The organism is Variovorax sp. OAS795, assembly GCF_040546685.1.
Classification (GTDB): Bacteria; Pseudomonadota; Gammaproteobacteria; order Burkholderiales; family Burkholderiaceae_C; genus Variovorax.
This window is the reverse complement of record NZ_JBEPOH010000001.1, coordinates 2,065,629-2,088,140: the sequence shown is the minus strand read 5'-3', so window position 1 is coordinate 2,088,140 and position 22,512 is coordinate 2,065,629. Positions and strand designations below refer to the sequence as shown.

At 67.3% G+C, this 22,512-nt stretch carries 19 protein-coding genes and 2 pseudogenes; 11 read left to right on the top strand and 10 right to left on the bottom strand.

From position 1 onward, the window contains the following. The first annotated feature begins 1 nt into the window (after position 1). The 3 genes from ABID97_RS10040 (at position 2) to ABID97_RS10030 (ending at position 1,824) form a co-directional block, all read left to right on the top strand. Entirely contained in the window at positions 2 to 841 is an 840-nt protein-coding gene (locus ABID97_RS10040) for a thymidylate synthase (RefSeq protein ID WP_354398357.1), read from the top strand. 16 nt (positions 842 to 857) lie between these two features. Continuing rightward, a complete protein-coding gene (locus ABID97_RS10035; RefSeq protein ID WP_354398356.1) occupies positions 858 to 1,385 on the top strand; it encodes a dihydrofolate reductase in 528 nt (175 codons plus the stop codon). A 196-nt stretch (positions 1,386 to 1,581) separates the two neighbouring features. Next, positions 1,582 to 1,824 (top strand): hypothetical protein, encoded by a 243-nt coding sequence (locus ABID97_RS10030; protein WP_354398355.1) that lies wholly within the window; start codon positions 1,582 to 1,584, stop codon positions 1,822 to 1,824. A gap of 7 nt (positions 1,825 to 1,831) precedes the next feature. Here the strand turns inward: ABID97_RS10030 and ligD are convergent. The 8 genes and pseudogenes from ligD to ABID97_RS09990 form a co-directional block, all read right to left on the bottom strand. After that, positions 1,832 to 4,424: pseudogene (gene ligD / locus ABID97_RS10025) on the bottom strand (DNA ligase D). Beyond that, positions 4,403 to 5,419 carry a lysylphosphatidylglycerol synthase domain-containing protein gene (locus ABID97_RS10020; protein ID WP_354398354.1) on the bottom strand — a complete coding sequence of 339 codons (1,017 nt, stop codon included), beginning with the start codon at positions 5,417 to 5,419 and terminating at the stop codon, positions 4,403 to 4,405. Before ABID97_RS10020 ends, ligD begins: the two are co-directional and overlap by 22 nt. Beyond that, complete coding sequence (locus ABID97_RS10015) at positions 5,416 to 6,966, bottom strand: hybrid sensor histidine kinase/response regulator (protein WP_354398353.1); 1,551 nt, start codon at positions 6,964 to 6,966, stop codon at positions 5,416 to 5,418. Before ABID97_RS10015 ends, ABID97_RS10020 begins: the two co-directional genes overlap by 4 nt. Further along, positions 6,963 to 8,462: an ATPase domain-containing protein gene (locus tag ABID97_RS10010; RefSeq protein WP_354398352.1), complete on the bottom strand. Its 1,500-nt coding sequence runs from the start codon at positions 8,460 to 8,462 to the stop codon at positions 6,963 to 6,965. Before ABID97_RS10010 ends, ABID97_RS10015 begins: the two co-directional genes overlap by 4 nt. A 197-nt stretch (positions 8,463 to 8,659) precedes the next feature. Continuing rightward, the gene (locus ABID97_RS10005) at positions 8,660 to 8,845 is read right to left on the bottom strand and encodes a hypothetical protein (RefSeq protein ID WP_354398351.1); all 186 of its coding nucleotides are present in this window, start codon (positions 8,843 to 8,845) and stop codon (positions 8,660 to 8,662) included. Positions 8,846 to 8,921: 76 nt separating this feature from the next. Continuing rightward, positions 8,922 to 9,866 carry a cation diffusion facilitator family transporter gene (locus tag ABID97_RS10000; protein ID WP_354398350.1) on the bottom strand — a complete coding sequence of 315 codons (945 nt, stop codon included), beginning with the start codon at positions 9,864 to 9,866 and terminating at the stop codon, positions 8,922 to 8,924. Positions 9,867 to 9,908: 42 nt separating this feature from the next. Further along, positions 9,909 to 10,085 (bottom strand): DUF3606 domain-containing protein, encoded by a 177-nt coding sequence (locus ABID97_RS09995; RefSeq protein WP_354398349.1) that lies wholly within the window; start codon positions 10,083 to 10,085, stop codon positions 9,909 to 9,911. Between the two features lie 90 nt (positions 10,086 to 10,175). Further along, positions 10,176 to 11,126, bottom strand: coding sequence for a LysR family transcriptional regulator (locus tag ABID97_RS09990; RefSeq protein ID WP_354398348.1), 951 nt, complete (start codon positions 11,124 to 11,126; stop codon positions 10,176 to 10,178). Positions 11,127 to 11,237: 111 nt separating this feature from the next. Here ABID97_RS09990 and ABID97_RS09985 point away from each other — a divergent pair, with 111 nt between their 5' ends. From ABID97_RS09985 to ABID97_RS09950, 8 genes and pseudogenes are all read left to right on the top strand, one after another. Further along, positions 11,238 to 12,203, top strand: a complete 966-nt coding sequence (locus tag ABID97_RS09985) for a Bug family tripartite tricarboxylate transporter substrate binding protein (protein WP_503012761.1) — start codon at positions 11,238 to 11,240, stop codon at positions 12,201 to 12,203. A 9-nt stretch (positions 12,204 to 12,212) separates the two neighbouring features. After that, a pseudogene (locus ABID97_RS09980) lies at positions 12,213 to 13,263 on the top strand (4-hydroxythreonine-4-phosphate dehydrogenase PdxA). 38 nt (positions 13,264 to 13,301) lie between these two features. After that, a complete protein-coding gene (locus ABID97_RS09975) occupies positions 13,302 to 14,474 on the top strand; it encodes an L-rhamnonate dehydratase (RefSeq protein ID WP_354398347.1) in 1,173 nt (390 codons plus the stop codon). 13 nt (positions 14,475 to 14,487) lie between these two features. Next, on the top strand, positions 14,488 to 16,029 hold the full coding sequence (locus tag ABID97_RS09970; protein ID WP_354398346.1) for a UxaA family hydrolase: 1,542 nt from the start codon (positions 14,488 to 14,490) through the stop codon (positions 16,027 to 16,029). Between the two features lie 20 nt (positions 16,030 to 16,049). Beyond that, complete coding sequence (locus ABID97_RS09965; RefSeq protein ID WP_354398345.1) at positions 16,050 to 16,979, top strand: dihydrodipicolinate synthase family protein; 930 nt, start codon at positions 16,050 to 16,052, stop codon at positions 16,977 to 16,979. Between the two features lie 14 nt (positions 16,980 to 16,993). After that, positions 16,994 to 18,430, top strand: coding sequence for an aldehyde dehydrogenase family protein (locus ABID97_RS09960; protein ID WP_354398344.1), 1,437 nt, complete (start codon positions 16,994 to 16,996; stop codon positions 18,428 to 18,430). A 116-nt stretch (positions 18,431 to 18,546) separates the two neighbouring features. Next, positions 18,547 to 19,332, top strand: a complete 786-nt coding sequence (gene xth, locus ABID97_RS09955) for an exodeoxyribonuclease III (protein WP_354398343.1) — start codon at positions 18,547 to 18,549, stop codon at positions 19,330 to 19,332. A gap of 14 nt (positions 19,333 to 19,346) precedes the next feature. Continuing rightward, positions 19,347 to 19,847, top strand: a complete 501-nt coding sequence (locus ABID97_RS09950; RefSeq protein ID WP_354398342.1) for a hypothetical protein — start codon at positions 19,347 to 19,349, stop codon at positions 19,845 to 19,847. Between the two features lie 30 nt (positions 19,848 to 19,877). On the opposite strand, the gene ntrC is transcribed toward ABID97_RS09950, so the two are convergent. Continuing rightward, positions 19,878 to 21,407: a nitrogen regulation protein NR(I) gene (ntrC, locus tag ABID97_RS09945; RefSeq protein WP_354398341.1), complete on the bottom strand. Its 1,530-nt coding sequence runs from the start codon at positions 21,405 to 21,407 to the stop codon at positions 19,878 to 19,880. 23 nt (positions 21,408 to 21,430) lie between these two features. Further along, positions 21,431 to 22,510 carry a nitrogen regulation protein NR(II) gene (gene glnL / locus ABID97_RS09940; protein ID WP_354398340.1) on the bottom strand — a complete coding sequence of 360 codons (1,080 nt, stop codon included), beginning with the start codon at positions 22,508 to 22,510 and terminating at the stop codon, positions 21,431 to 21,433. Positions 22,511 to 22,512: the final 2 nt, after the last annotated feature.

Below are 22,512 nucleotides of genomic sequence, written 5' to 3'. Positions count from 1 at the left end.
CATGACCTTGCCCGCCCGCCCCGTCCGCTCCCAGTACGAAGACTTCATGCGCCACGTGGACACCCATGGCGTCTTCAAGAGCGACCGCACCGGCACCGGCACCAAGAGCGTGTTCGGCCACCAGATGCGCTTCGACCTGAACGAAGGCTTTCCGCTGGTGACCACGAAGAAGGTGCACCTCAAATCCATCATCCAGGAGCTGCTGTGGTTCCTCACAGGCTCCAGCAACAACAACTGGCTCAAGGAGCGCGGCGTCACCATCTGGGATGAATGGGCGCGCGAAGACGGCGACCTGGGCCCGGTGTACGGCGTGCAATGGCGCAGCTGGCCCACGCCCGACGGCGGCCACATCGACCAGATCTCCGAGGTCATCAAGACCCTGAAGACCAACCCCGATTCGCGCCGCATCATCGTGAGCGCATGGAACGTGGCCGAGCTCTCGAAGATGGCGCTCATGCCGTGCCACGCGTTCTTCCAGTTCTACGTGGCGCCGCCGCAGGCGCCGGGCGAGCGCGGCAAGCTCAGCTGCCAGCTCTACCAGCGCAGTGCCGACATCTTCCTGGGCGTGCCCTTCAACATCGCTAGCTATGCGCTGCTCACGCACATGGTGGCGCAGCAATGCGACCTCGACGTGGGCGACTTCATCTGGACCGGCGGCGACTGCCACATCTACAGCAACCATGCCGAGCAGGTGGCGCTGCAGCTGAGCCGCACGCCCTACCCGTATCCCACGCTGCGCATCAAGCGCAAGCCGGCGTCGATCTTCGACTACCAGTACGAAGACTTCGAAGTGCTCGACTACCAGCACCACGAGGCCATCAAGGCCCCGGTGGCGGTGTGAGCGGAGCGTCTGCCCCATGACCTCGCCGCGCATCAGCCTCATCTTCGCCCGCGCGGCCAACGGCGTGATCGGCGCGAATGGCACCATGCCCTGGCACCTGCCCGAAGACCTCGCGCACTTCAAGCGGCAGACCGGCACGGCGCCCGTCATCATGGGCCGCAAGACCTGGGACTCGCTGCCGCCGCGCTTCCGCCCGCTTCCGGGCCGGCGCAACATCGTCATCACGCGGCGGGACGACTGGAGCGTCGAAGGGGCGCAGCGCGCCGGCAGCCTGCAGGAGGCCCTCTCGCTCTGCGAGGAATCGCAGGCGCCTGAGGTGTGGGTCATCGGCGGCGCGCAGATCTATGCCGAAGCCGAGCCGCTGGCACGGCAGGCGGTCGTGACCGAGATCGCGCGCGACTATGACGGCGACGCCTATGCACCCGAGCTCTCGCCTTCCGAATGGCGCGAGACGCAGCGCGAATCGCATGTCTCGGCGAAGGAAGGCCTGCAGTTCAGCTTCGTGACCTTCGAACGCGTCGCCGGGCCTGCGCCGAAGCGCTGAACAGCGGCGTTTTCAAGCCTGCCGCGGCTGGGTACCGGTAACCTCGAAAGCACGATCCGCCTGCGCGTTTTCAACGCGCCGCAGGGCCAAAACACATTGATACAAATACGGCCGGTTTGTGCAGTGCGATGACTCACCACGGCCATGAATTTCTCCGCAAAATGCTCGTCCACCCATCTAGACAAGGAGACGGCTCATGTCCATGGAGTTTCTTCGGGTCATCGCCGAACAGAGATTGCCATACGTCATCCACACGCCCGCCGACATCGACCGGCTGCGCGTGCTGCGGGCCGCAGAGCTGGTGACTGCATTCATTCCCCCCTCCGCCACCCACACGCCCGACGATCGCGCGATCCGTCATCTGGCCCAGGTGGAATCCATCACCGCCAAGGGCAAGCTGGCACTGAACAAAGCCACTTCGGCCTTCATCGAACTCTGACCAGGCCTCAGCGCCCTTTGCGCGCGCCGGCTGCCTCGAAGCCCAGTCTCTTCATCGCCGCGCCCGGGCTCGTCGCGGCCTTTGCATAGCCGGCCCATGGCGCGTTGCCGCGATCGAGCCGGGAGTGGATGTTTCGCAGCGTCCACTGCGCGCCGCTCGTGAGCGCCGGAACCTCCCCCCACTCCACAGGCACCGACACGCCCATTCCGGGCCGCGCGCGCACCGACCAGGCGCAGACGGTGGTCGCGCCGAAACCATTGCGCAGGTAGTCGATGAAGATGCGCCCGACGCGGTTGCCCCGGCCCGCTCTTCGCCACGAACATCTGCGGCAGGGTGCGGGCCATGTGGCGCACGATGGCTTCCGAAAAATCCTTCACCGCGTCCCAGTCGTTCTGCCGCTTCAGCGGCACCACCACATGCAGGCCCTTGCCCCCGCTGGTCTTGCAGAAGGACGGCAGGCCGAGTTCGTCGAGCACCACGCGCATCAGTTCGGCGGCCTGCTGCACCATCGGCCAGCCGACGCCCTCGCCCGGATCGAGGTCGAAGGTCATGCGGTCGGGCTTTCCGATCAGCGTCTTCAGGCCGTTCCAGGTGTGGAACTCGATGACGTTCATCTGGGCCGCGCTCAAGAGGCCGAGCGGGCCCGCGACCTCGATCAGCGCGGGATGCGCCGGCCACAGCGCGGGATCGAGCTGCCGCACGCCCGCCATCTGGCCCTCCTCCAGATGCTTCTGGAAGAAGAGCTGGCCCTGGATGCCCTGCGGCGCGCGCACGAAAGACACCGGCCGGGCCTTGAGGTGCTCCATCATCAGCGGCGCCACCAGGCCATAGAAGCGGACCACCTCCACCTTCGTGATGCCGGTGGATTTGTCGACCACGCGGTCGGCGTTCGAGACCTTGAAGTTGGCGGGCATCGTGGCAGCGGCCGCGGGTGCGCTTTCGGCCTGGGCTTCGGGCTCGCGATCGGCACCGGTCTGGTGGACCGGCTTCTCGCGGATGATGGCCTTGGCCGGCTTGTCGGTGCGCAGGCTGTGAAACACCGGATGGCGCACATGGCCGTCCTTGGTCCACTCCGAAAAGCTGACTTCGGCCAGCAGCGCGGGCTTGACCCAATGCGCGAGCCGGTCGTTCTCCGTCGGGTTCCTGAACGGCCGCTTGTCGATGCCCAGCGGCTGAAGACGTTTGAGCATCTCGACGAGCATGCGATCGTTGAAGCCCGTGCCGACCTTGCCTGCGTAGATGAGTTCGCCCTTGGCGTCGTGCACGCCGAGCAGCAGCGCCCCGATGCCCACGCGCGAGCCCTTGGGATCGGTGTAGCCGCCGATGACGAACTCCTGCCGGAACGAGCACTTGAGCTTGATCCAGTCGGGCGAGCGCCTCGACACATAGGCGCTGTTCTTTCTCTTGCCGATGACGCCCTCGAGCCCGATCTTGCACGCCGAGGCGACGATGTCTTCGGGCGGCGCGTCGAAGATTCCGCTGAAGCGGATTTCCGGCGGCGCCTTGGCAAGCAGCGTCTCCAGCAGCGCGCGCCGCTCGACCAGCGGCACGCGCGTGAGGTCGAAGCCGCCGTAGTACGGCAGGTCGAAAAGAAAGTAGACGATGTTGCGTGTCTTGTGGCTGTCGAAGGCGTTCTGCAGCGCCTGGAAGTCGGTGCTGCCAGACTCGTTGAGCACCACCACTTCACCGTCGAGCCAGCCCGGCTTGAGCTTCATGCGCTCGATGGCGCTCACCAGGTGCGGCATGCGGTCGCTCCAGTCGTGGCCGTTGCGCGTGAACAGCTGCACGCCTTTCGCGTCGACACGGGCGAGCAGCCGGTAGCCGTCGAACTTGATCTCGTAGAACCAGTTCTGCGGGTCGGGCGGCGGGCCGTCGACCAGCGTGGCGAGCAGCGGCGACAGGCTGGCAGGCATGGCGGCCTTCACCGCCTCCGCGGGCATGTCGCCCTTGCCCGTCTTGCCCGTCCTGGCCGCCTTGGCCGCCTTGCCGCGCTTTGCCGGGGAAGCCGCCGCCGGTGCAGTGGCAGCCGGCCCCTCCGGCATCGGGAGCTGGGCCACGCTGTCCGGGAACTGGTCGACCACGCTGAACTCGGCCGCGGCACGCGCATAGCCGTCGTGCTCCTTGATCAGCAGCCACGCATCCTGCTTGCCGTCGTCCTTCTTGCCATGCATGCGCACCAGTGCCCACTTGCCGCGCAGCTTGTGGCCGTGCAGCTCGAACTTCAGGTGCCCTTCCTTGTAGCCCTTGCGCGCGTCGCCGATCGGAATCCAGGTGCCCTTGTCCCAGATGATCACCTTGCCGGCGCCGTATTGCTTCGGCGGAATCTCGCCCTCGAACTGGTTGTAGGAGATCGGGTGGTCCTCCACGTGCACGGCCATGCGCTTGTCGTGCGTGTCGTAGCTCGGGCCCTTGGGCACCGCCCAGCTTTTCATCGCGCCATCGAGCTCGATGCGGAAGTCGTAGTGCAGGCGCGTCGCCCAGTGCTTCTGCACCACGAACTGCAGCGTGCCGGGCGCCGACGACCCGCCTTCCTCCGGCTCGGGCGTGACGCCGAAGTTGCGCTTCTCCTTGTAGCGCTTCAGCGGGTTTGCGCGCGCCATGGTGTGTCGGCCTCCGAGCCGCCTTGCGGATGGCTGGCGGCATAGCGTTCGAGAAGCAGGTAGAGCACGATGCCGCCGCCCAGCGGAAGCAGGTAGTAGAGCGCGCGGTAGGCCAGCACGGCACCCATCAGCGCACCCTGGCGCACGCTGCCCGAGAGCAGCGCCAGGTACACCGCCTCCAGAACGCCGAGCCCGGCCGGGATCGGCGTCATCACGCCGACGATGGAGGCCGCCAGCAGAACGCTCAGCGTGGTCGTGTAGGGCACCTGACGGCCGAGCAGCAGGTACATGGCGCTGCCCATCAACGCCCAGTTGGTGGTGGAGAGCGCGAGCTGCACGAGCGCCAGCCGGGCCGAAGGAAGCTTCACCCGGCGCCCTCGCACCTGCCATTGCCGGCCGCGCGAAAAGGCGCAAGCCACCACATAGGCGGCGGCAAGCAGAATCATCAGCACGCCGAGCGCGCGCAGCGCGTCCGCACCGATGCTCGCCTGGCGCGGCGGCGTGATGGCGCCGGCCGCGAACAGCCCGCCGGCCAGGAGACCGTAGCCGAGCCAGTTGGTCGCCAGGCTGACCCCCACGACCTGCGCCACCGTGGCCTCGTCGAGACCGGCACGCGCATAGAGCCGCGCGCGCATCGCGATGCCGCCGACCAGCGAACCCAGGTTGAGATTGAAGGCATAGCTCGTCACGGCGATGGCCCAGGTGCGCCAGCGCGGCACCCCGTGGCGGGTGTGCCGCCGGCCGATCAGGTCGTAGCAGCCGTAGAGCGCGTGGCTCCCGGTCGCAATGCCCAGCACGCCCAGCAGCAGCGTGGCGGGATAGCGCTGCAGCGCCTCCCATGCGCCCGCCCAATCGACCTTGTGCGCGTGCGACAGCAGGAGCCCGAGCACCGCGATGGCGACCAGCGGCAGCAACCATCGCCGGCTGCGCCGCCAGAGCGATGGCTTGCGGGCCGACCGGGCCGCCGCCGATAGCGTGCTCGCATCGTGGTTCATGGGACGCCCTGCAGCATCGAGATCAGCGCCGCCAGGTCGAGCGGCTTGAGCAAGTGGTGATCGAAGCCCGCCCTGGCGATGCGCTCCTTGTCGCCGCGTTGCCCCCAGCCGGTCAGTGCGACGAGCACCAGGCCGCCGAGCGCGGGGTCGGCGCGCAGCTTCTCGGCCAGCTCGCACCCGTCCATGCCAGGCATGCCGATGTCCAGGATCGCCAGCCCGGGCACGGGGCCGTCGGCGATCGTGCGCAGCGCCGCGGCGCCGCTGTAGGCCACGCGGGTGGTCGCGCCGAGCGAGCGCAGCAGATCGCTGAGCGCATCGGCCGCATCCCGGTTGTCGTCGACGATCAGCACCGACCCGGGCAGCGATGCGGGCCACCCGCGGACGGCCGGCAATGGCGCCTGCGGCTTGCCGGGCCCGAGCCGCGAGAGCGGCAGGCGCACGCAGAACACCGCGCCGCAACCCAGCCCTTCGCTGCGGGCCTCGACGCTTCCGCCATGCAGCTCGACCAGGCTCTTCACCAGGGTCAGGCCGATACCGAGCCCCCCTTGCGCCGCCTTCGAGGTGCCGCTCACCTGCACGAACATCTCGAAGATCGAGTTCAGCATGTCGGGCGCGATGCCGGTGCCGTTGTCCCAGACCTCGATCAAGGCCTCATGGCCTTGCTCGCGCGCGACGATGCGGATCGCCCCGCCGGGCGCGGTGTACTTCGCGGCGTTGTTCAGCAGGTTCGAGAAGACCTGCGTCAGGCGCACGCCGTCGCCCCGCACCACCAGCGGCTGGCTGCACAGGTCCACGCTCAATGTGTGGTTCGCGCCTTCGAGCAAGGGCCGGCTCAGTTCGATGGCGTCCTTGATCACCGATTCGAGCGCCACCGCCTCCATGCGCAACTCGATCTTTCCGCGCGTGATGCGGGAGACTTCCATCAGGTCGTTGACGAGCCGCACCATGTGGTCGATCTGCCGCCCCATGAGCTCGTAGTAGCGATGGGCTTCCGCGGGCTCGTGCGGCTTGCGCATCAGGAGCGTCAGCGCGGTGCTCATCGGCGCGAGCGGGTTGCGCAGTTCATGCGCCAGGGTGGCAAGGAACTCCGTCTTGCGCTGGTCCGACTCGCGCAGGCCGTCCAGCAGGCCGCGCAGCTGGTACTGCCGGTTGCGTGCGCGCAGCACGGTGCGCACCGTGCTGATCAGCGATGCCACGCGCATCGGGCGCTCGATCACGGTCACATTCGCGAGCCGGTCCATGGCCGCGGCAATGATGGGCGAATCGGCGCCCTGGCGCGCCAGGATGAGCACCGGCAGATCGGACCAGGGCGGCTGCGAACCCAGCGCGTCGGTCAGCGTGGACACCGCGGGGTCGGACAGCACTTCCTCCGCCAGCATGATGGCGCCGGCGCCTTGCTCGAGCGCGCGCACCAGTTCGCACAGCGTGGAGCAGGTGTGCGTGGTGACCTGCGCGCGGGCCAGCACGGCGCTTGCCATGAAAGCGTCCCTGGAGGTCGCGGTGCGCAACAGGATGCGCTGCTCGACGGGAGCGGGCAGCGCGCTCACGATGCGGGCTGCACGCCATCGATGGGAATCGGTATGCCCGTCAGGATGCCTCTGAAGTTGCGCAGCGGCTCGCCGATGTGGAGCCCCGTGGAAGTCATGGAGAAGTCGCGGATGGTCCGCTCGTGCGCGCCGCCGCGCTTCTTCAGGACCGAGATCGCCTGGCGCACTTCGCCGTCGAGTTCGAAGTAGCGAAGCAGCACCACGGCATCCGCCAGATAGCTTGCATCCACGGGCGTCTGCATCTGCATGCCGATGAGGCCGTGTTGCGCGCCCACCAGCAGCGTGGCGACGCCGGCCTGCCCCAGATAGGACAAGAGCTCGTGCAACTGCGCGATCAGGAAGCGCTCGTCCGGCATGGCATTGAGGTAGCCGTTCAGGCTGTCGATCACCACCACCGCCGCACCCGCCTCCACCACCGCGAGCCGGATCAGGTGCACGAACTCGCCCGGGGACAGCTCGGCCGGGTCGACCTGCCGCACCGTGATGCGGCCCGCCTCGATGTGCGGCGCGAGGTCCATGCCCATGCTCTCGCAGCGTGTGCGCAGGGTATGGATGCTCTCGTCGAAGACAAAGAGGGCGGCGCATTCGCCGCGCTGCGCCGCTGCCAGCGCGAACTGCACCGCGACCGTCGATTTGCCGGTGCCCGGCGCGCCCACGAACAACGTGCTCGTGCCCCTCTCGATGCCGCCGCCCAGCAAGGCGTCGAGCGATTCGATACCGCTGGGAATGCGCACCTGGGTGATGGCCGCCGAGTGCTCGGCCGCCACCAGGCGCGGAAACACGCACAGCCCGCCCCGGTCGATGCGGTAGTCGTGATAGCCGCCGCGAAACTTCTGTCCCCGGTACTTGCTGACGACGAGGCGGCGCCGCGCGGCGCCGTAGTCGGAGCTGATCTGCTCCAGGCGCAGCACGGCGTGGGCGATGCTCTGCACCTGCAGGTCGTGCTTCATGGCGGTCATGTCGTCGAGCAGCAGCACCGTGCACTGCCGGCCCGCAAAGAACTGCTTGAGCGCCAGGATCTGGCGCCGGTAGCGCAGCGAGCTGCCGGCCAGAAGGCGCAGCTCGGACAGCGAATCGAACACCACGCGCGACGGCTTGAGCACATCGACGTCCGACAGGATCCTCAACGTCGTCTCGCTGAGTTCGACCTCGGAGGGGTGGAACATGGTGTATTGCTCGTCGGGCGCGAGCGCGGCTTCCGTCGGAAGCATCTCGCGCACATCGATGCCGCTCAGGTCCCACCCATGGGACTGCGCCACGCCGGCAAGCTCCTGCGCCGTTTCCGACAGCGTGACGTACAGCACCGATTCGCCCCGCTTCGCTCCTTCGATGAGGAATTGAAGCGCGATGGTGGTCTTGCCGGCCCCCGGCGTGCCCTCGACCAGGTACAGGCGGTTGGCCGTGAGGCCGCCGCCGAGAACATCGTCCAGTCCCGGGACGCCCACCTTCATCAGGCTTTCCTGCATGGCCGACTCGGCCGTGCCGTCGAGTTTCATTCTTTCCTCCGTCGTAGGGGCAGGCATTTCCTTCCGCCCCGTTCTGCCTTCTGTGCCTTCGTTTTTCCGCAGCCGGCAACTCCCCGTACCGGAGAACCGCTCCGCGCCAGAGGATTTTTATCGACGCCGGCTGCGCGCGGTTGTAGGGCATTGCCGTTCTTCCCCAGAAGACAAAGCCACCGCGCCGGCACCGCGGGTCAGGACTTCCCGGGCGTCTTGCGCTCGGCGTCGCCGCGGTCCTGGAGCTTGTCGTTGCGGACCTTCTTCATCATTTCTTCGCCCTCCTTGTCGGTTCCGTCCAGGGGCACGGAATCCTCCTGGGTGAGTTCGGGTTCATCGGGGGAGCGCTTGCCGGACGGCGGGCGTTGCGAAGAGGTGTTCATCTGCAATCTCCTGAGTGAACGCCGATGGTGGCGGGGGCGCCCCGGCAAGGCGCTCAGGCAAAGGCGGCAGTCGCGGTCAGCGGACGCCGACGCGACCGAAGGCTGGCACCGAGCCGTCGACCGGCGCTTCGCTCGCTTCGATGAAAAGCCGCCTGATCATCGGGAACCGCGCGCGCACCTGCCGTTCGATGGCACCGATGGCCTCGGCCGCGTCGCCGGTGGCCGTGCCCTCCTTGAAATTCAGGTCGACGATCACCAGCACCTCGTCGGGCCCCATGTACATCGACAGCACGTGCCCCACATCGCGCACGCTGGGCTGCGCCATCGCAAGGCTGCGGATTGCCCGCGCGGTCTCGGGCCGGATGCCTTCGCCGATCAGCAGCCCGCGCGCCTGGCTGATCAGCAGCACCGCCACGCCGGCCAAGAGGAGCCCGATCACCACCGAGGCCGCGCCGTCGAGCGCCGGCAGGTCGAACCGGTGACTCAGGTAGATGCCGAGCGCCGCCACGGCCAACCCGGCCAGCGCGGCGGAATCTTCCGCCAGCACGGTGTAGGTGGTGGGATCCTTGCTCTGCTCGAGCGCGCGCCAGAACGGCGCGCCGCGCGCCTGGGCGCGGAACTGCCGCAGCGCCACGAGGAAACTCGCACCCTCGAACAACGCCGCCAGCGCCAGCACCACGTAGTTCCAGGTGGGGTCCTGCATCGGCTCGGGATGGCGCATGTGCTGGATGCCTTCGTAGAAGGACACGCCGCCGCCGAGCCCGAAGATGAGCACCGCGACGATCAGGCTCCAGAAGTACAGCTCCTTGCCGTGGCCGAAGGGGTGCTCGGCAGTCGCGGGACGCTGGCTCAGCCGGATGCCGACCAGCAGCAGGACGCCGTTGAAGGTGTCCACCGCGGAGTGGATGCCTTCCGACAGCATGGCCGAACTGCCGGTGATGCCAGCCACCACGAACTTGGTCGCGGCAATGGCCACGTTGGCCGCAATGGCGCCGTAGATCGCAAGCTTCGACTCAGCCATCAGCGGGTGCGGCCGCGCGCGACCTCCCGCGCGCTTTCGGCGTCAGGGCAGGCCAAGGTAGACCCGCAGGTCGTCCTTGATGGTGCCGGCGGACGCCACGGCCATGCGCAGCCGCGCCTCGCTGACGCCAAACCACTTCCAGTAGTCGACCTCTTTCAGGTCGGTGATGTCGATTCGCTCTTCATCTTGCGGAATGCGGATCTCCATGTCGTCCGGCATCGGGGTCTCCAGGTGGTGGGGAGACAGCAGTTTGGCGGGGGCAACAGGCCTTCGGGACGGACGGTTGCCAGCGTGGATGCAGGACAAGTTCTACACGCGTGCCGCCTTGGGCCTGGCGTGCACCAGTTCCAGGAAATGCTCCGCCGGCTTGGTCAGCGGGCGGTCCTTGCGCACGAGGCTGCCGTAAGCCTCGAGCTTCTGGCGGATGCGGTATTGCACGATGTGCAGCAGCCCGTGCTCGGCATCGCGGCGCGCCATGGCTTCGGGTACCACCGCGATCATCTGCGAACGGCGGATCAGGTTGATGGTGGTCAGGATGGAGCCGGTCTCGATCAGCCCCTTGGGCAGGGTCGCGTGATGGTCGCGGAACTCGTGCTCGAGCAGGTCGCGCATCGGGCTGCCGGCCGGCTGCAGTATCCACGGGTAGTCCAGCAGCATCTCGAACTCCACCTTGCGCTTGCGCGCCAGCGGATGGTCATTGCCGACCACCACCGCGAGCCCCTCGTCCTCGATGGCCCTGAACACGCAGTCGAAGCCCGGCTGGCTGACCAGCCGGCCGATGACCACTTCGAGCACACCTTCGCGCAGTTGCGCCAGCAGGCGGTCGCTGGTGTCCACCGCGATCTCCACCGACAGCAGCGGGAACAGCGCCTTGAGGCCCAGCAGCGCCTCTGTCAGGTGCCCCGGGGAGGCGGCCATGATGCTGCCGACGGAGAACTTGCCCGCGCTGCCCAGCCGCAGTTCGCCGAGTTCGCGGTTGAGCGCCTCCATGCTGCCGCGGATGCTGCGGAAATAGCCGGTCACGCGCTCGCCGGCCGGGTTGAGCTGCAAGCCCCGGCCGACCCGGTCGAACAGCGACTGCCCGAGGGCGCTTTCGAGCTCGTGAAGCATCTTGGTGGCCGCCGGCTGCGTCAGCCCGAGCTGCCCTGCGGCGGCACGAAGAGTGCGGCGGTCCTCGATGGCGAGGATGAGTGCGATCTGCCGCATGCGCAGCCGGTTGAGCAGCTGCGGCGTGGTGTCCTGCTTGTCGATGGAGCCCATTTTTTGATCACTTCCGGTTATTGATCGATCAAGAGCTTTCAGTTTACGAGGATCAATCGCCTGCCTACGATTGGCCCTGAGGATATTGAAAGAACAGTCGGAGACAAGCAGATGAAAAGAACGCTCATGGCCGCCGCGGCGGCAGGGCTGCTGGCATTTGGAGCCGGCATTGCACAGGCGCAGGATTGGCCGACGCGCCCCATCAAGGTCCTGGTCGGCTCGGCGCCGGGCGGCGGCACCGATGCCATGGCCCGTGCCGTGGCCGACCGGCTCGGCCCCCTGCTCAAGCAAGCGGTGGTGGTCGACAACCGCCCGGGCGCATCGAACACGCTCGCGGTGGACGCCACCGCCAAGTCCACCGACGGCCACACGATGGTGATGGGCGTGGTCACGGCCCATGCGATTGCGCCCCACCTGCTCAAGCTCAACTACGACAGCAACCGCGACCTGGTGCCGGTGGCCTTCGTGGGCGCGGTGCCCAACGTGCTGGTGGTGAGCAACAGCGTGCCGGCAGACTCGGTGCAGGCGCTGGTCAAGCTTGCGAAGCACGAGCCGGGCAAGCTCAACTACGCCACCAGCGGCGCGGGCAGCACGCAGCACATCGCGGCCGAGATGTTCAAGGATGCAGCCGGCATCGATCTCGTCCACGTGCCGTACAAGGGCAGCGGCCCGGCGCTGATCGACCTCGTCGGCGGGCAGGTGCAGTTGAGCTTCGACACCATGCCTTCGGTGATCGGCCAGATCCGCAACAACAAGGTCCGCGCTCTGGCCGTGACCACGGCAAAGCGCAACCCGCAACTGCCCAACGTGCCGACCCTTGCCGAAGCCGGCGTGCCGAACATCGAGATGAGCGCCTGGTACGGCATCTACATGCCGGCCGCAACGCCCAAGGCCGTGCAGGCCAGGGTGCACGACGCCGTGAACCAGGTGCTTGCCATGCCCGAGACAAAGACCCGCCTCGACGCCATCGGCGCCGAGATCACGCCGATGACTCAGGCGCAGTTCGCGCAGTTCCACGCCGCCGAATACAAGCGGTTCGGCGACGTCATCAAGAAGAACCACATCAAGCTGGACTAGGCCCACCCGATGAACAAGCAATCCCTCCCCGTCGTCGCCCTCACGCTCGGCGACCCCGCCGGCATCGGCCCCGAGCTGATCGCGCGGCTCCTGGCCCGGCCCGGCATCACGGTCGAAACGAACATCGTGCTGGTCGGCGACCCCTGGCTCTGGGAAGACGGCCAGCGCATCGCGGGCCTTTCGGTCGCCACCGACGAGGTGAAGACACTGGCCGAGGTACGCGGCCGCGGGGACACCGCGCGCCCCGCCTTCCTGGCGGTACAGAGCATCGATCCGGCGCTGGTGGAGCGCGGCGTGGCCGCGGCGCCGGCCGGACGCGCGGTGCTGAAGGTGCTCGACCGGTGCATGGACGCGACGCTCGCCGGCGAGGTCGATGCGATCTGCTTCGCACCGCTCAACAAGCAGGCCATGAAGATCGGGCGGCATGCAGCATGAAGACGAGCTGCACCACTTCGCGGATCACCTGGGCGTGACCGGCTACTTCTGCGAGTTCAACACGCTCGGCGAACTCTGGACCTCGCGCATCTCGTCGCACGTGCCGCTGAAGGAGGTGGCCGGCTACCTGAGCGTGGAGCGCATCGAGCAGGCGGCCGAGCTGATCTACCGCTCGCTGCTGGCCAATGGCGTGGCCGAGCCCAAGGTCGCGATCGCGGCCTTCAACCCGCACGGCGGCGACGGCGGCGTGTGCGGGCGCGAAGAGGTCGAGATCATCGCGCCGGCCGTCAAGGCGCTGCAGGCGCGCAGCTGGCCCACCGCATCGCCTTTCCACGGTCCGTTTCCGGCCGACACCATCTTTCTCAAGGCCCAGGCCGGCGAGTACCAGGCGATCGTGACGATGTACCACGACCAGGGCCAGATCGCGATCAAGCTGTTGGGCTTCAGCCGCGGCGTCACGGTGCAGGGCGGGCTGCCGATTCCGATCACCACGCCCGCGCACGGCACCGCCTACGACATCGCCGGCCAGGGCAAGGCCAGCGCCGAAGCCATGTGGCAGGCGTTCCGCATCGCGAGCCGCATGGGCGCCGCGCGCCTTCTCGGCAAGGCTGCGCTCGCGGCCTGACCCCAGCATTCACCACCGACTCAGAAAGATACGAGAAGATGAAGATCAAATCCGTGCGCGCCCGTGTTTTCGAGTGGAAGGGCAAGACCGTTCCGCCGCAGGGCAACTTCTGCTCCAACGCGATGGACCTGCTGTACGCACCGCAGGAAACCATGAGCACCTTCCGCTTCCATTCGTGGACCGTGGTCGAGATCGAGACCGACGACGGCATCGTGGGCCTGGGCAACGTGGCGCTCGCGCCGGCGATTGCCAAGGCGATCATCGACCAGTACCTGGCGCCGCTGGTCGTCGGCCAGGACCCGTGGGACTACGAGTACCTGTGGCAGCGCATGTACCGCGCCACGCATGCCTGGGGCCGCAAGGGCGTGACGATGGCGGCCATCTCGGCGGTCGATCTCGCGATCTGGGACATCCTGGGCAAGTCGGTCGACAAGCCGGTGTTCAAGCTGCTCGGCGGCCGCACCAAGGAAAAGATTCCCTGCTACTACTCGAAGCTCTATCGCACCGACCTGAAAGAAATGCAGGCCGAAGCCCAGAAGTTTCTCGACCAGGGCTTCACCGCGTTCAAGATGCGTTTCGGCTACGGCCCCGCGCACCTGCAGAAGGGCGTGGCGGAAAACCTCAAGTCCGTGGAGGCGGTGCGCGAAGTCATCGGCTACGACAACGACCTGATGCTCGAGTGCTACATGGGATGGAACCTCGAGTACGCCAAGCGCATGCTGCCCAAGCTCGAGAAGTTCGAGCCGCGCTGGCTCGAGGAGCCCGTGATCGCCGACGACATCGACGGCTATGCCGAGCTGAACCAGCTCACCGGCATCCCGATCTCGGGCGGCGAGCACGAGTTCTCGCTCTACGGTTTCAAGCAGCTGCTGGACCGCAAGGCGGTGTCGGTGGTGCAGTACGACACCAACCGCGTGGGCGGCATCACCGCGGCGCACAAGATCAACGCCCTGTGCGAGGCCTACAGCGTGCCGGTCATTCCGCATGCGGGCCAGATGCACAACTACCACCTGACGATGAGCACGCTGGCCTCGCCGATGAGCGAGTACTTCCCGATGCACGACGTCGAGGTGGGAAACGAACTGTTCTATTACATCTTCGACGGAGAGCCGGTGGCCGAGAACGGCTTCCTGCAGCTGGACGACAACAAGCCGGGCCTGGGCCTCACGCTGAAGACCGAGTTCCTCAAGGACTTCAACATCGTCGAGTGACGGTGCAATGCCCATGTCCCCGCCCCCCTCCCACGCCCGCGTGATCCGGCTGCATGCCGATGACGATGTGGTGATCTCGCTCGACCAGCTGGTCGCGGGAACGCACCTCGGCAGCGAAGGCGTGGCCGTGGCCGGGCTCATTCCGCCGGGCCACAAGATGGCGACGCGCGCCATCGCGCCGGGCGATGCGGTGCGCCGCTATGGGCAGATCATCGGCTTTGCGAGCCGCCCGATCCGCGCCGGCCAGCATGTGCACACGCACAACCTCGCGATGGGCGACTTCACGCGCGACCACGCGCACGCGGCCGATGCACGCCCCACGGTGCACGCCGCCGAGCCCGCGACCTTCGAGGGCATCGTGCGCGAAGACGGCCGCGTCGCGACGCGCAACTACATCGGCATCCTGACCTCGGTGAACTGCTCGGCCACGGTGGCGCGCGCCATTGCCGACCGCTTCAGGCGCGACATCCATCCCGAGATGCTGGCGCCGTTCCCGAACATCGATGGCGTGGTGGCGCTCACGCACGGCGCGGGCTGCGCAGTCGATCCCGAAGGCGAAGGCCTGGCGATCCTGCGGCGCACGCTGGGCGGCTACGCCTGCCATCCCAACTTTGCGAGCGTGCTGGTCATCGGCCTGGGCTGCGAAACCAACCAGGTGTCCACGCTGCTGGCGACGCAAGGCCTGGCGGACAGCGCGCGCCTGCAGAGCTTCACGATCCAGGACACCGGCGGCACCACGCGCACCATTGCACGCGGCATCGAGCTGATCCAGCAGATGCTGCCAGAGGCCGATGCCGTGAAGCGGCAGACCGTGCCCGCGAGCCACCTGGTCGTCGGCCTCCAGTGCGGCGGCTCCGACGGCTACTCCGGCATCTCGGCCAATCCGGTGCTCGGCGCGGCGGTCGACCTGCTGGTGGCGCACGGCGGCACGGCCATCCTGTCGGAAACGCCGGAGATCTACGGCGCCGAGCACCTGCTCACGCGCCGCGCGCAAACGCCCGAGGTCGGCCGCAAGCTGGTCGATCGGATCCGCTGGTGGGAGGCCTACTGCGCGCGCAACGGTGCAGCAATGGACAACAATCCCTCGGCGGGCAACAAGGCGGGCGGCCTGACCACGGTGCTCGAGAAGTCGCTGGGCGGCATTGCCAAGGCGGGTTCGACCAACCTCGTGGACGTGTACGAGTACGCGCAACCGGTGCGCGCACGCGGCCTGGTGTTCATGGACACGCCCGGCTACGACCCGATCTCGGCCACGGGCCAGGTGGCGGGCGGCGCCAACCTCATCTGCTTCACGACGGGGCGCGGCTCGGCCTATGGATGCGCGCCCTCGCCTTCTTTCAAGCTCGCGACGAACACCGCGCTGTGGGAGCGGCAATCGGACGACATGGACCTCAACTGCGGCGAGGTGCTCGACGGCACGCGCAGCATCGGGGAACTCGGCGAGCGGCTGTTCCGCATGCTGCTGGACACCGCCTCGGGCCAGCCCTCGCGCAGCGAACGCCACGGCTACGGCCAGCAGGAGTTCGTGCCTTGGCAAATCAGCGTGGTCACCTGACCCGCATTTTTTCATCACACATGACAACCACTCGCCCTGCCCGCTTCCGCGGCATCTTCCCCGTCGTTCCGACGCCATTCACCGAAATCGGCGAGCTCGACCTGGCAAGCCAGAAGCGCTGCGTCGACTTCATGATCGACGCGGGCTCCGACGGCCTCTGCATCCTGGCCAATTTCTCGGAGCAATTCCTGCTGTCGGACGACGAACGCGAGGTGCTCACGCGCACCGTGCTCGAACACGTGGCGGGCCGCGTGCCGGTGATCGTGACCACCACGCACTTCAGCACCACCGTGTGCGCCGAACGCAGCCGCCGCGCAGAGGCCATGGGCGCGGCCATGCTGATGGTGATGCCGCCCTATCACGGCGCCACCTTCCGTGTGCCAGAGCCGCAGATCCACGACTTCTATGCGCGCCTGTCGGACGCGGTGGACATTCCCATCATGGTGCAGGATGCGCCGGCAGCCGGCACGCCGCTGTCGGCCGCGTTCCTCGCGAAGATGGCGCGCGAGATCGAGAACGTCGCCTACTTCAAGATCGAAACGGCCGGTGCCGCATCGAAACTGCGCGAGCTGATCCGCCTCGGCGGCGACGCGGTCGAGGGCCCGTGGGATGGCGAAGAGGCCATCACGCTGCTGCCCGACCTGGACGCCGGCGCCACCGGTTCGATGACCGGCGGCGGCTACCCCGACGGCATCCGCCCGATCATCGAGGCACACCGCGCCGGCAACCGTGACCTGGCCTTTGCGCTCTACCAGCGCTGGCTGCCGCTGATCAATCACGAGAACCGCCAGTCGGGCTTCCTCGCGGCCAAGGCGCTGATGAAGGAAGGCGGCGTCGTCGCCTGCGAAGCGCCGCGCCATCCCTGGCCCACGATGCACCCGGAGACCCGCAAGGGCCTGATCGAGACCGCGCGGCGGCTCGACCCGCTGGTGCTGCGCTGGGCGCGATGAACAAAGGACACCCCATGCAAAACCACGACAACCTGATCAACGGCGAATGGCGCGCCGGCGCCAGCTACAGCCCCAACGTCAACCCCAGCAACCTTGGCGACGTGCTGGGCCACTACGCCCAGGGCAGCGCCGCCGACGTCCAAGCCGCCGTGGCCGCCGCCACTGCCGCCTTCCCCGCCTGGGCCACCGGCAGCATCCAGGCGCGCTCCGACGCCCTGGACAAGATCGGCACCGAGATCCTCGCGCGCAAGGAAGAACTGGGCACCCTGCTGGCCCGCGAAGAAGGCAAGACGCGCGCCGAAGGCATCGGCGAAGCCACCCGCGCCGGCCAGATCTTCAAGTTCTTCGCCGGCGAGTGCCTGCGCCTGTCGGGCGAACTGCTGCCCTCGGTGCGCCCCCACATCGGCGTGGAGATCACCCGCGAGCCCGTGGGCGTGGTCGGCCTCATCACCCCGTGGAACTTCCCCATCGCCATTCCGGCCTGGAAGATCGCCCCGGCCCTGGCCTTCGGCAACTGCGTGGTGCTGAAGCCCGCGGACCTCGTGCCCGGCTGCGCCTGGGCCTTGTCCGAGATCATCCACCGCTCGGGCATCCCCGCGGGCGTGTTCAACCTGGTGATGGGCCGCGGCAGCGTCATCGGCAACGCCCTGGTCGAGCACCCCGGCATCCACGCCATCAGCTTCACCGGCTCCGTGGGCGTGGGGCGCAACATCGCCGTGCAGTGCGTGACCAACCACAAGAAGGTGCAGCTGGAGATGGGCGGCAAGAACCCGCAGGTGATCCTGGACGACGCCGACCTGGCCCAGGCGGTGGAGCTGAGCGTGCAAAGCGCCTTCTACTCCACCGGCCAGCGCTGCACGGCGTCCAGCCGGCTGATCGTGACCGAGGGCATCTATCCGAAGTTCATCGAGGCGATGAAGACGCGCATGGCCAGGATCAAGGTGGGCGATGCGCTGGCGCAGGGCACGGACATCGGGCCGGTGTCGTCCAGGTCGCAGCTGGACCAGGACCTGGAGTACGTGGCCATCGGCCGGGGCGAAGGGGCCACGCTGGCCGCGGGCGGCGAGCTGCTGAAGCTGGAGACGGACGGCTACTACATGTCGCCGGCGCTTTTCAGCGAATCGGCCGCGGCGATGCGCATCAACAAGGAGGAGATCTTCGGGCCGGTCGCGAGCGTGATCCGGGTGAAGGACTATGAAGAGGCGCTGGCCACGGCCAACGACACGGAGTTCGGCCTGTCGGCGGGGATCGCGACCACGAGCCTGAAGCATGCGACGCACTTCAAGCGCCACAGCCAGGCGGGCATGGTGATGGTGAACCTGCCCACGGCGGGGGTGGACTATCACGTGCCGTTCGGCGGGCGCAAGGGTTCGAGCTACGGGCCGCGGGAGCAGGGCAAGTATGCGCAGGAGTTCTTCACCACGGTGAAGACGGCTTATACGCTGGCTTGATCCTCCGAAAAGTGCACGCTTCGCCAGCCTGCCTGGCGCCCGTGTAACCAGGCTTTTCGACTGGTTTTGCTAAGCTGGCGTCCCTTTGCGGCCGATAGCCACCACTTCGCATCTTCATGAAAATTGCCACCTGGAACGTCAACTCCCTCACCGCGCGCCTGCAGCACGTGCTCGACTGGCTGATCGCCAACCCGGTCGACGTGCTGTGCCTGCAGGAACTCAAGATGAGCGACGACAAGTTTCCCCTCGACGTGCTCAAGTCGGCGGGCTACGAGGCGGCGGTGTTCGGCCAGAAAACCTACAACGGCGTCGCCATCCTGAGCCTGGCGCCGATGCGCGACGTGGTGAAGAACATCGGCGGCTTCACCGACGACCAGTCGCGCGTGATTGCCGCCACCATCGAAACACCGTCGGGTCCGCTGCGGGTCGTGAACGGCTACTTCGTCAACGGCCAGGCGCCCGGCACCGAGAAGTTCGAATACAAGATGGGCTGGCTGCGCGCCTTGCGCGAGTGGCTGCGCGCCGAAATGGCGGCGCACCCGAACCTGGTGCTCGTGGGCGATTTCAACATCACGCCGGAAGACCGCGACAGCTATGACCCGATCGGCCTGGCCGAAACCATCCACCACACCACCGAAGAGCGCGAGCAATTCAAGGCGCTGTTGCAGCTCGGGCTGGTCGACAGTTTCCGCCTCTTCGAGCAGCCTGAGAAAAGCTACTCGTGGTGGGACTACCGGATGCTCGGCTACCAGAAGAACCGCGGCCTGCGGATCGATCACATCCTGGTGAGCGAGCCGCTGGTGCCGCGCGCCAAAGGCTGCATCATCGACCGCTTGCCGCGCAAGTGGGAAAAGCCAAGCGACCACGCTCCCGTGGTACTCGACCTCGATCAAACCGTCTGATGACCATGATGAACATGCGCGCACTTGCAATCCTTGCCGCGGCGATGGCGCTCGCCGGCTGTTCGGCGTTCAAGCCGGCGGAAAAGACCGACAGCGGCAAGGCGGCAACCTCGGCCCCCGACGAAGTGGCCAGCCCCCGGTCCGAAGTCCCGACCGTTCGCCTGATCACCGCGCAGACACCGGCCGTGCGGGCCTACCGCAAGACCGGGGCGCGCCAGATCTACAACGCCTATCCGCAGCGCATCTACAAGGGGAAGATCCCCCCGCTCGTCTACGCGGTGGTGGTGGTGGAGACCGACCTGGACGCCAACGGCAACGTGAAGAACGTGACGTTCAGCCGCGTGCCGAGCCATGCACCCGAGGTGCCTCCGAAGATCGCGGAGCTCATCAAGGCGGCATCGCCGCTCCCCAGCCCGGGACGCCTGGGCGGCCACACGTACGTGGACACCTGGCTCTGGGACAAGAGCGGAAACTTCCAGCTGGACTCGCTCACGCTCGGCCAGCGAAGCAGATAACAGCTCGCCCCCAGTCCGCACGCCGCGGCACTACTCGATACCCAGTTCCTGGATCTTCCGGGTGATGGTGTTGCGGCCGATGCCCAGCTTCTGGGCGGCTTCGATGCGGCGGCCGCGGGTGTTGGCCAGGGCGGTGAGGATCAGGCGCGATTCGAAGCGGCGTGAGAGCACGTCCCAGACGTCGGTGCGGCCAGCTGCGAGCAGGGCCTGGGCCTCGACTTCGAGGCCGCTCTCCCAGCTGCTTGCGCCGACGAGGCCTTCGGCGGGTTCCGAAGGGGCACCGGCCGGGAGTGTTTCGCGCTCCGGGCTCGACGGTGAAAACTGCGGCGCGGCTTGCACAGGCATTGCCGCACCGGTCGCGTCCGCGGCCTGGGCCTGGGCGCCGGCTGCCGCGGCCATGACTTCGGGCGGCAGGTCCTTGGCTTCGATGAGTTGCGCCGGGGCCATGACGGTGAGCCAATGGCAGATGTTCTCCAGCTGGCGCACGTTGCCCGGAAAGCCGAACGCCGCGAGCCTGGCCAATGCGGCATCGGAAATGCGCTTGGGTTCGACGCCGAGCTGGCGCGCGCTCACCTGCAGGAAGTGGCGCGTGAGCGCAGGCACGTCCTCGCCGCGTTCGCGCAGGGCCGGCAGGCGCAGGCGGATCACATTGAGGCGGTGGAACAAGTCCTCGCGGAAGCCGCCGAGCTTGACGCGCTGCTCCAGGTCCTGGTGCGTGGCCGCGATGACGCGCACGTTGGCCTTGACCGAGTTGTGGCCGCCCACGCGGTAGAAATGCCCGTCGCTCAGCACGCGCAAGAGGCGCGTCTGGAGATCGAACGGCATGTCGCCGATTTCGTCCAGAAAGAGCGTGCCACCCTCGGCCTGCTCGAAGCGGCCGCGCCGCATGGTCTGGGCGCCGGTGAAGGCGCCGCGCTCGTGGCCGAACAGTTCGCTCTCGAGCAGGTCCTTGGGAATGGCCGCGGTATTGATGGCCACGAAGGGACCGTTGGCACGCGGCGAATGCTTGTGCAGCGCGCGTGCCACCAGCTCCTTGCCCGAGCCCGATTCGCCGGTGATGAGCACCGTGACGTTGCTTTGCGAGAGCCGGCCGATGGCGCGGAACACGTCCTGCATGGCGGGCGCCTGGCCGAGCATTTCCGGCGCGGCGACCATGCGCTCCTCGGCCACTTCCTCGCGCTGGCTTTCGTCGACGGCGCGGCGGATGAGCTCGACCGCGCGCGGCAGGTCGAAGGGCTTGGGCAGGTATTCGAAGGCGCCGCCCTGGAACGCGGACACGGCGCTGTCCAGGTCGGAGAAGGCCGTCATGATGATGACCGGCAGGCCCGGGTGCTTGGCCTTGATCTTGTCGAGCAGGTCGAGCCCGGAACCGCCGGGCATGCGGATGTCGCTCACCAGGACCTGGGGGCCCTGCTGATCGTCGTCTTCGGCGAGCTCGAGGGCCGCGAGCACCTCGCGCGTGTTGGTGAAACTGCGCGTGGGCAAGTCTTCGCGCAGCAAGGCCTTCTCGAGCACGAAGCGGATCGATTGGTCGTCATCAACTATCCAGATCGGCTTCATGCATCTCCTTGTTGCCGTGGCTGCTAGGGCAGCGGTATCAATATCTTGAAATCGGTCCGGCCCGGGACGCTGTCGCACTCGATCACGCCGTGATGCTGTTGCACAAAGGTTTGTGCGAGCGTCAATCCCAGCCCCGTCCCGCCTTCCCGCCCCGATACGAGCGGATAGAAGATGCGGTCCTTGATCGTGTCCGGCACACCCGGTCCATTGTCGATGACATGCAATTCCAGTGCCAATCGATACCACTGCTTGTTGAATATGACCTGCCGGGCGATGCGCGTCCTGAAAGTGATCTGCGCATCGCCCGCCGCGCGGCGCTCGGCCAGGGCCTGCGCGGCGTTGTGCACGATGTTGAGGGTGGCCTGGATGAGTTGCTCGCGGTCGCCGCGGAACTCGGGAATCGACGGATCGAAATCGCGCTCGATGTGCAGGTCGCGCGGAAATTCCGCGAGGATGACCGAGCGCACGCGTTCGCACACCTCATGGATGTTGACGTCGCCCACCACGTGCGGGCGCCGGTGCGGTGCCAGCAGCCGGTCGACGAGCGTCTGCAGCCGGTCGGCTTCGTGGATGATGACTTGCGTGTACTCGATGAGGTCGCGCGACTCGACCTCCATCTGCAGCAACTGCGCCGCGCCGCGAATGCCGCCCAGCGGGTTCTTGATTTCGTGCGCAAGGTTGCGGATGAGTTCCTTGTTGGCCTGCGCCTGGTCGAGCAGGCGTTCTTCACGGTCCTGGCGCACCTGCTGCTCCAGCGGCGACATCTCGATGATGAGTTCGCCCGCCTTGTCGCCCTGCGCCAGCGTGACCTGGACCGGCATCAGTTCGTGGTTGACGCGGCGCAGGAACGCCTCGTAGCGCAGCGTGGCGAAGTCGTTGCTGCGTGCACCGTCAATGGCGGTGCGCAGCACTTGCGGCTCATGGAAGCAGGCTCCGAACTGTGAGCCTTCGAGCGTGCGGCGCGAGGTGCCCAGCGCGTCTTCGAGTGCCGCGTTGGCAAACAGCACCGAGCCGTTGGTGCTGACGACCGCGATGAGCGTGGACAGCAGGTCGAAGGACTGAAAGCGCAGGCCGGCGCCAGTCGCCTTCTTCCCGAACACCATGG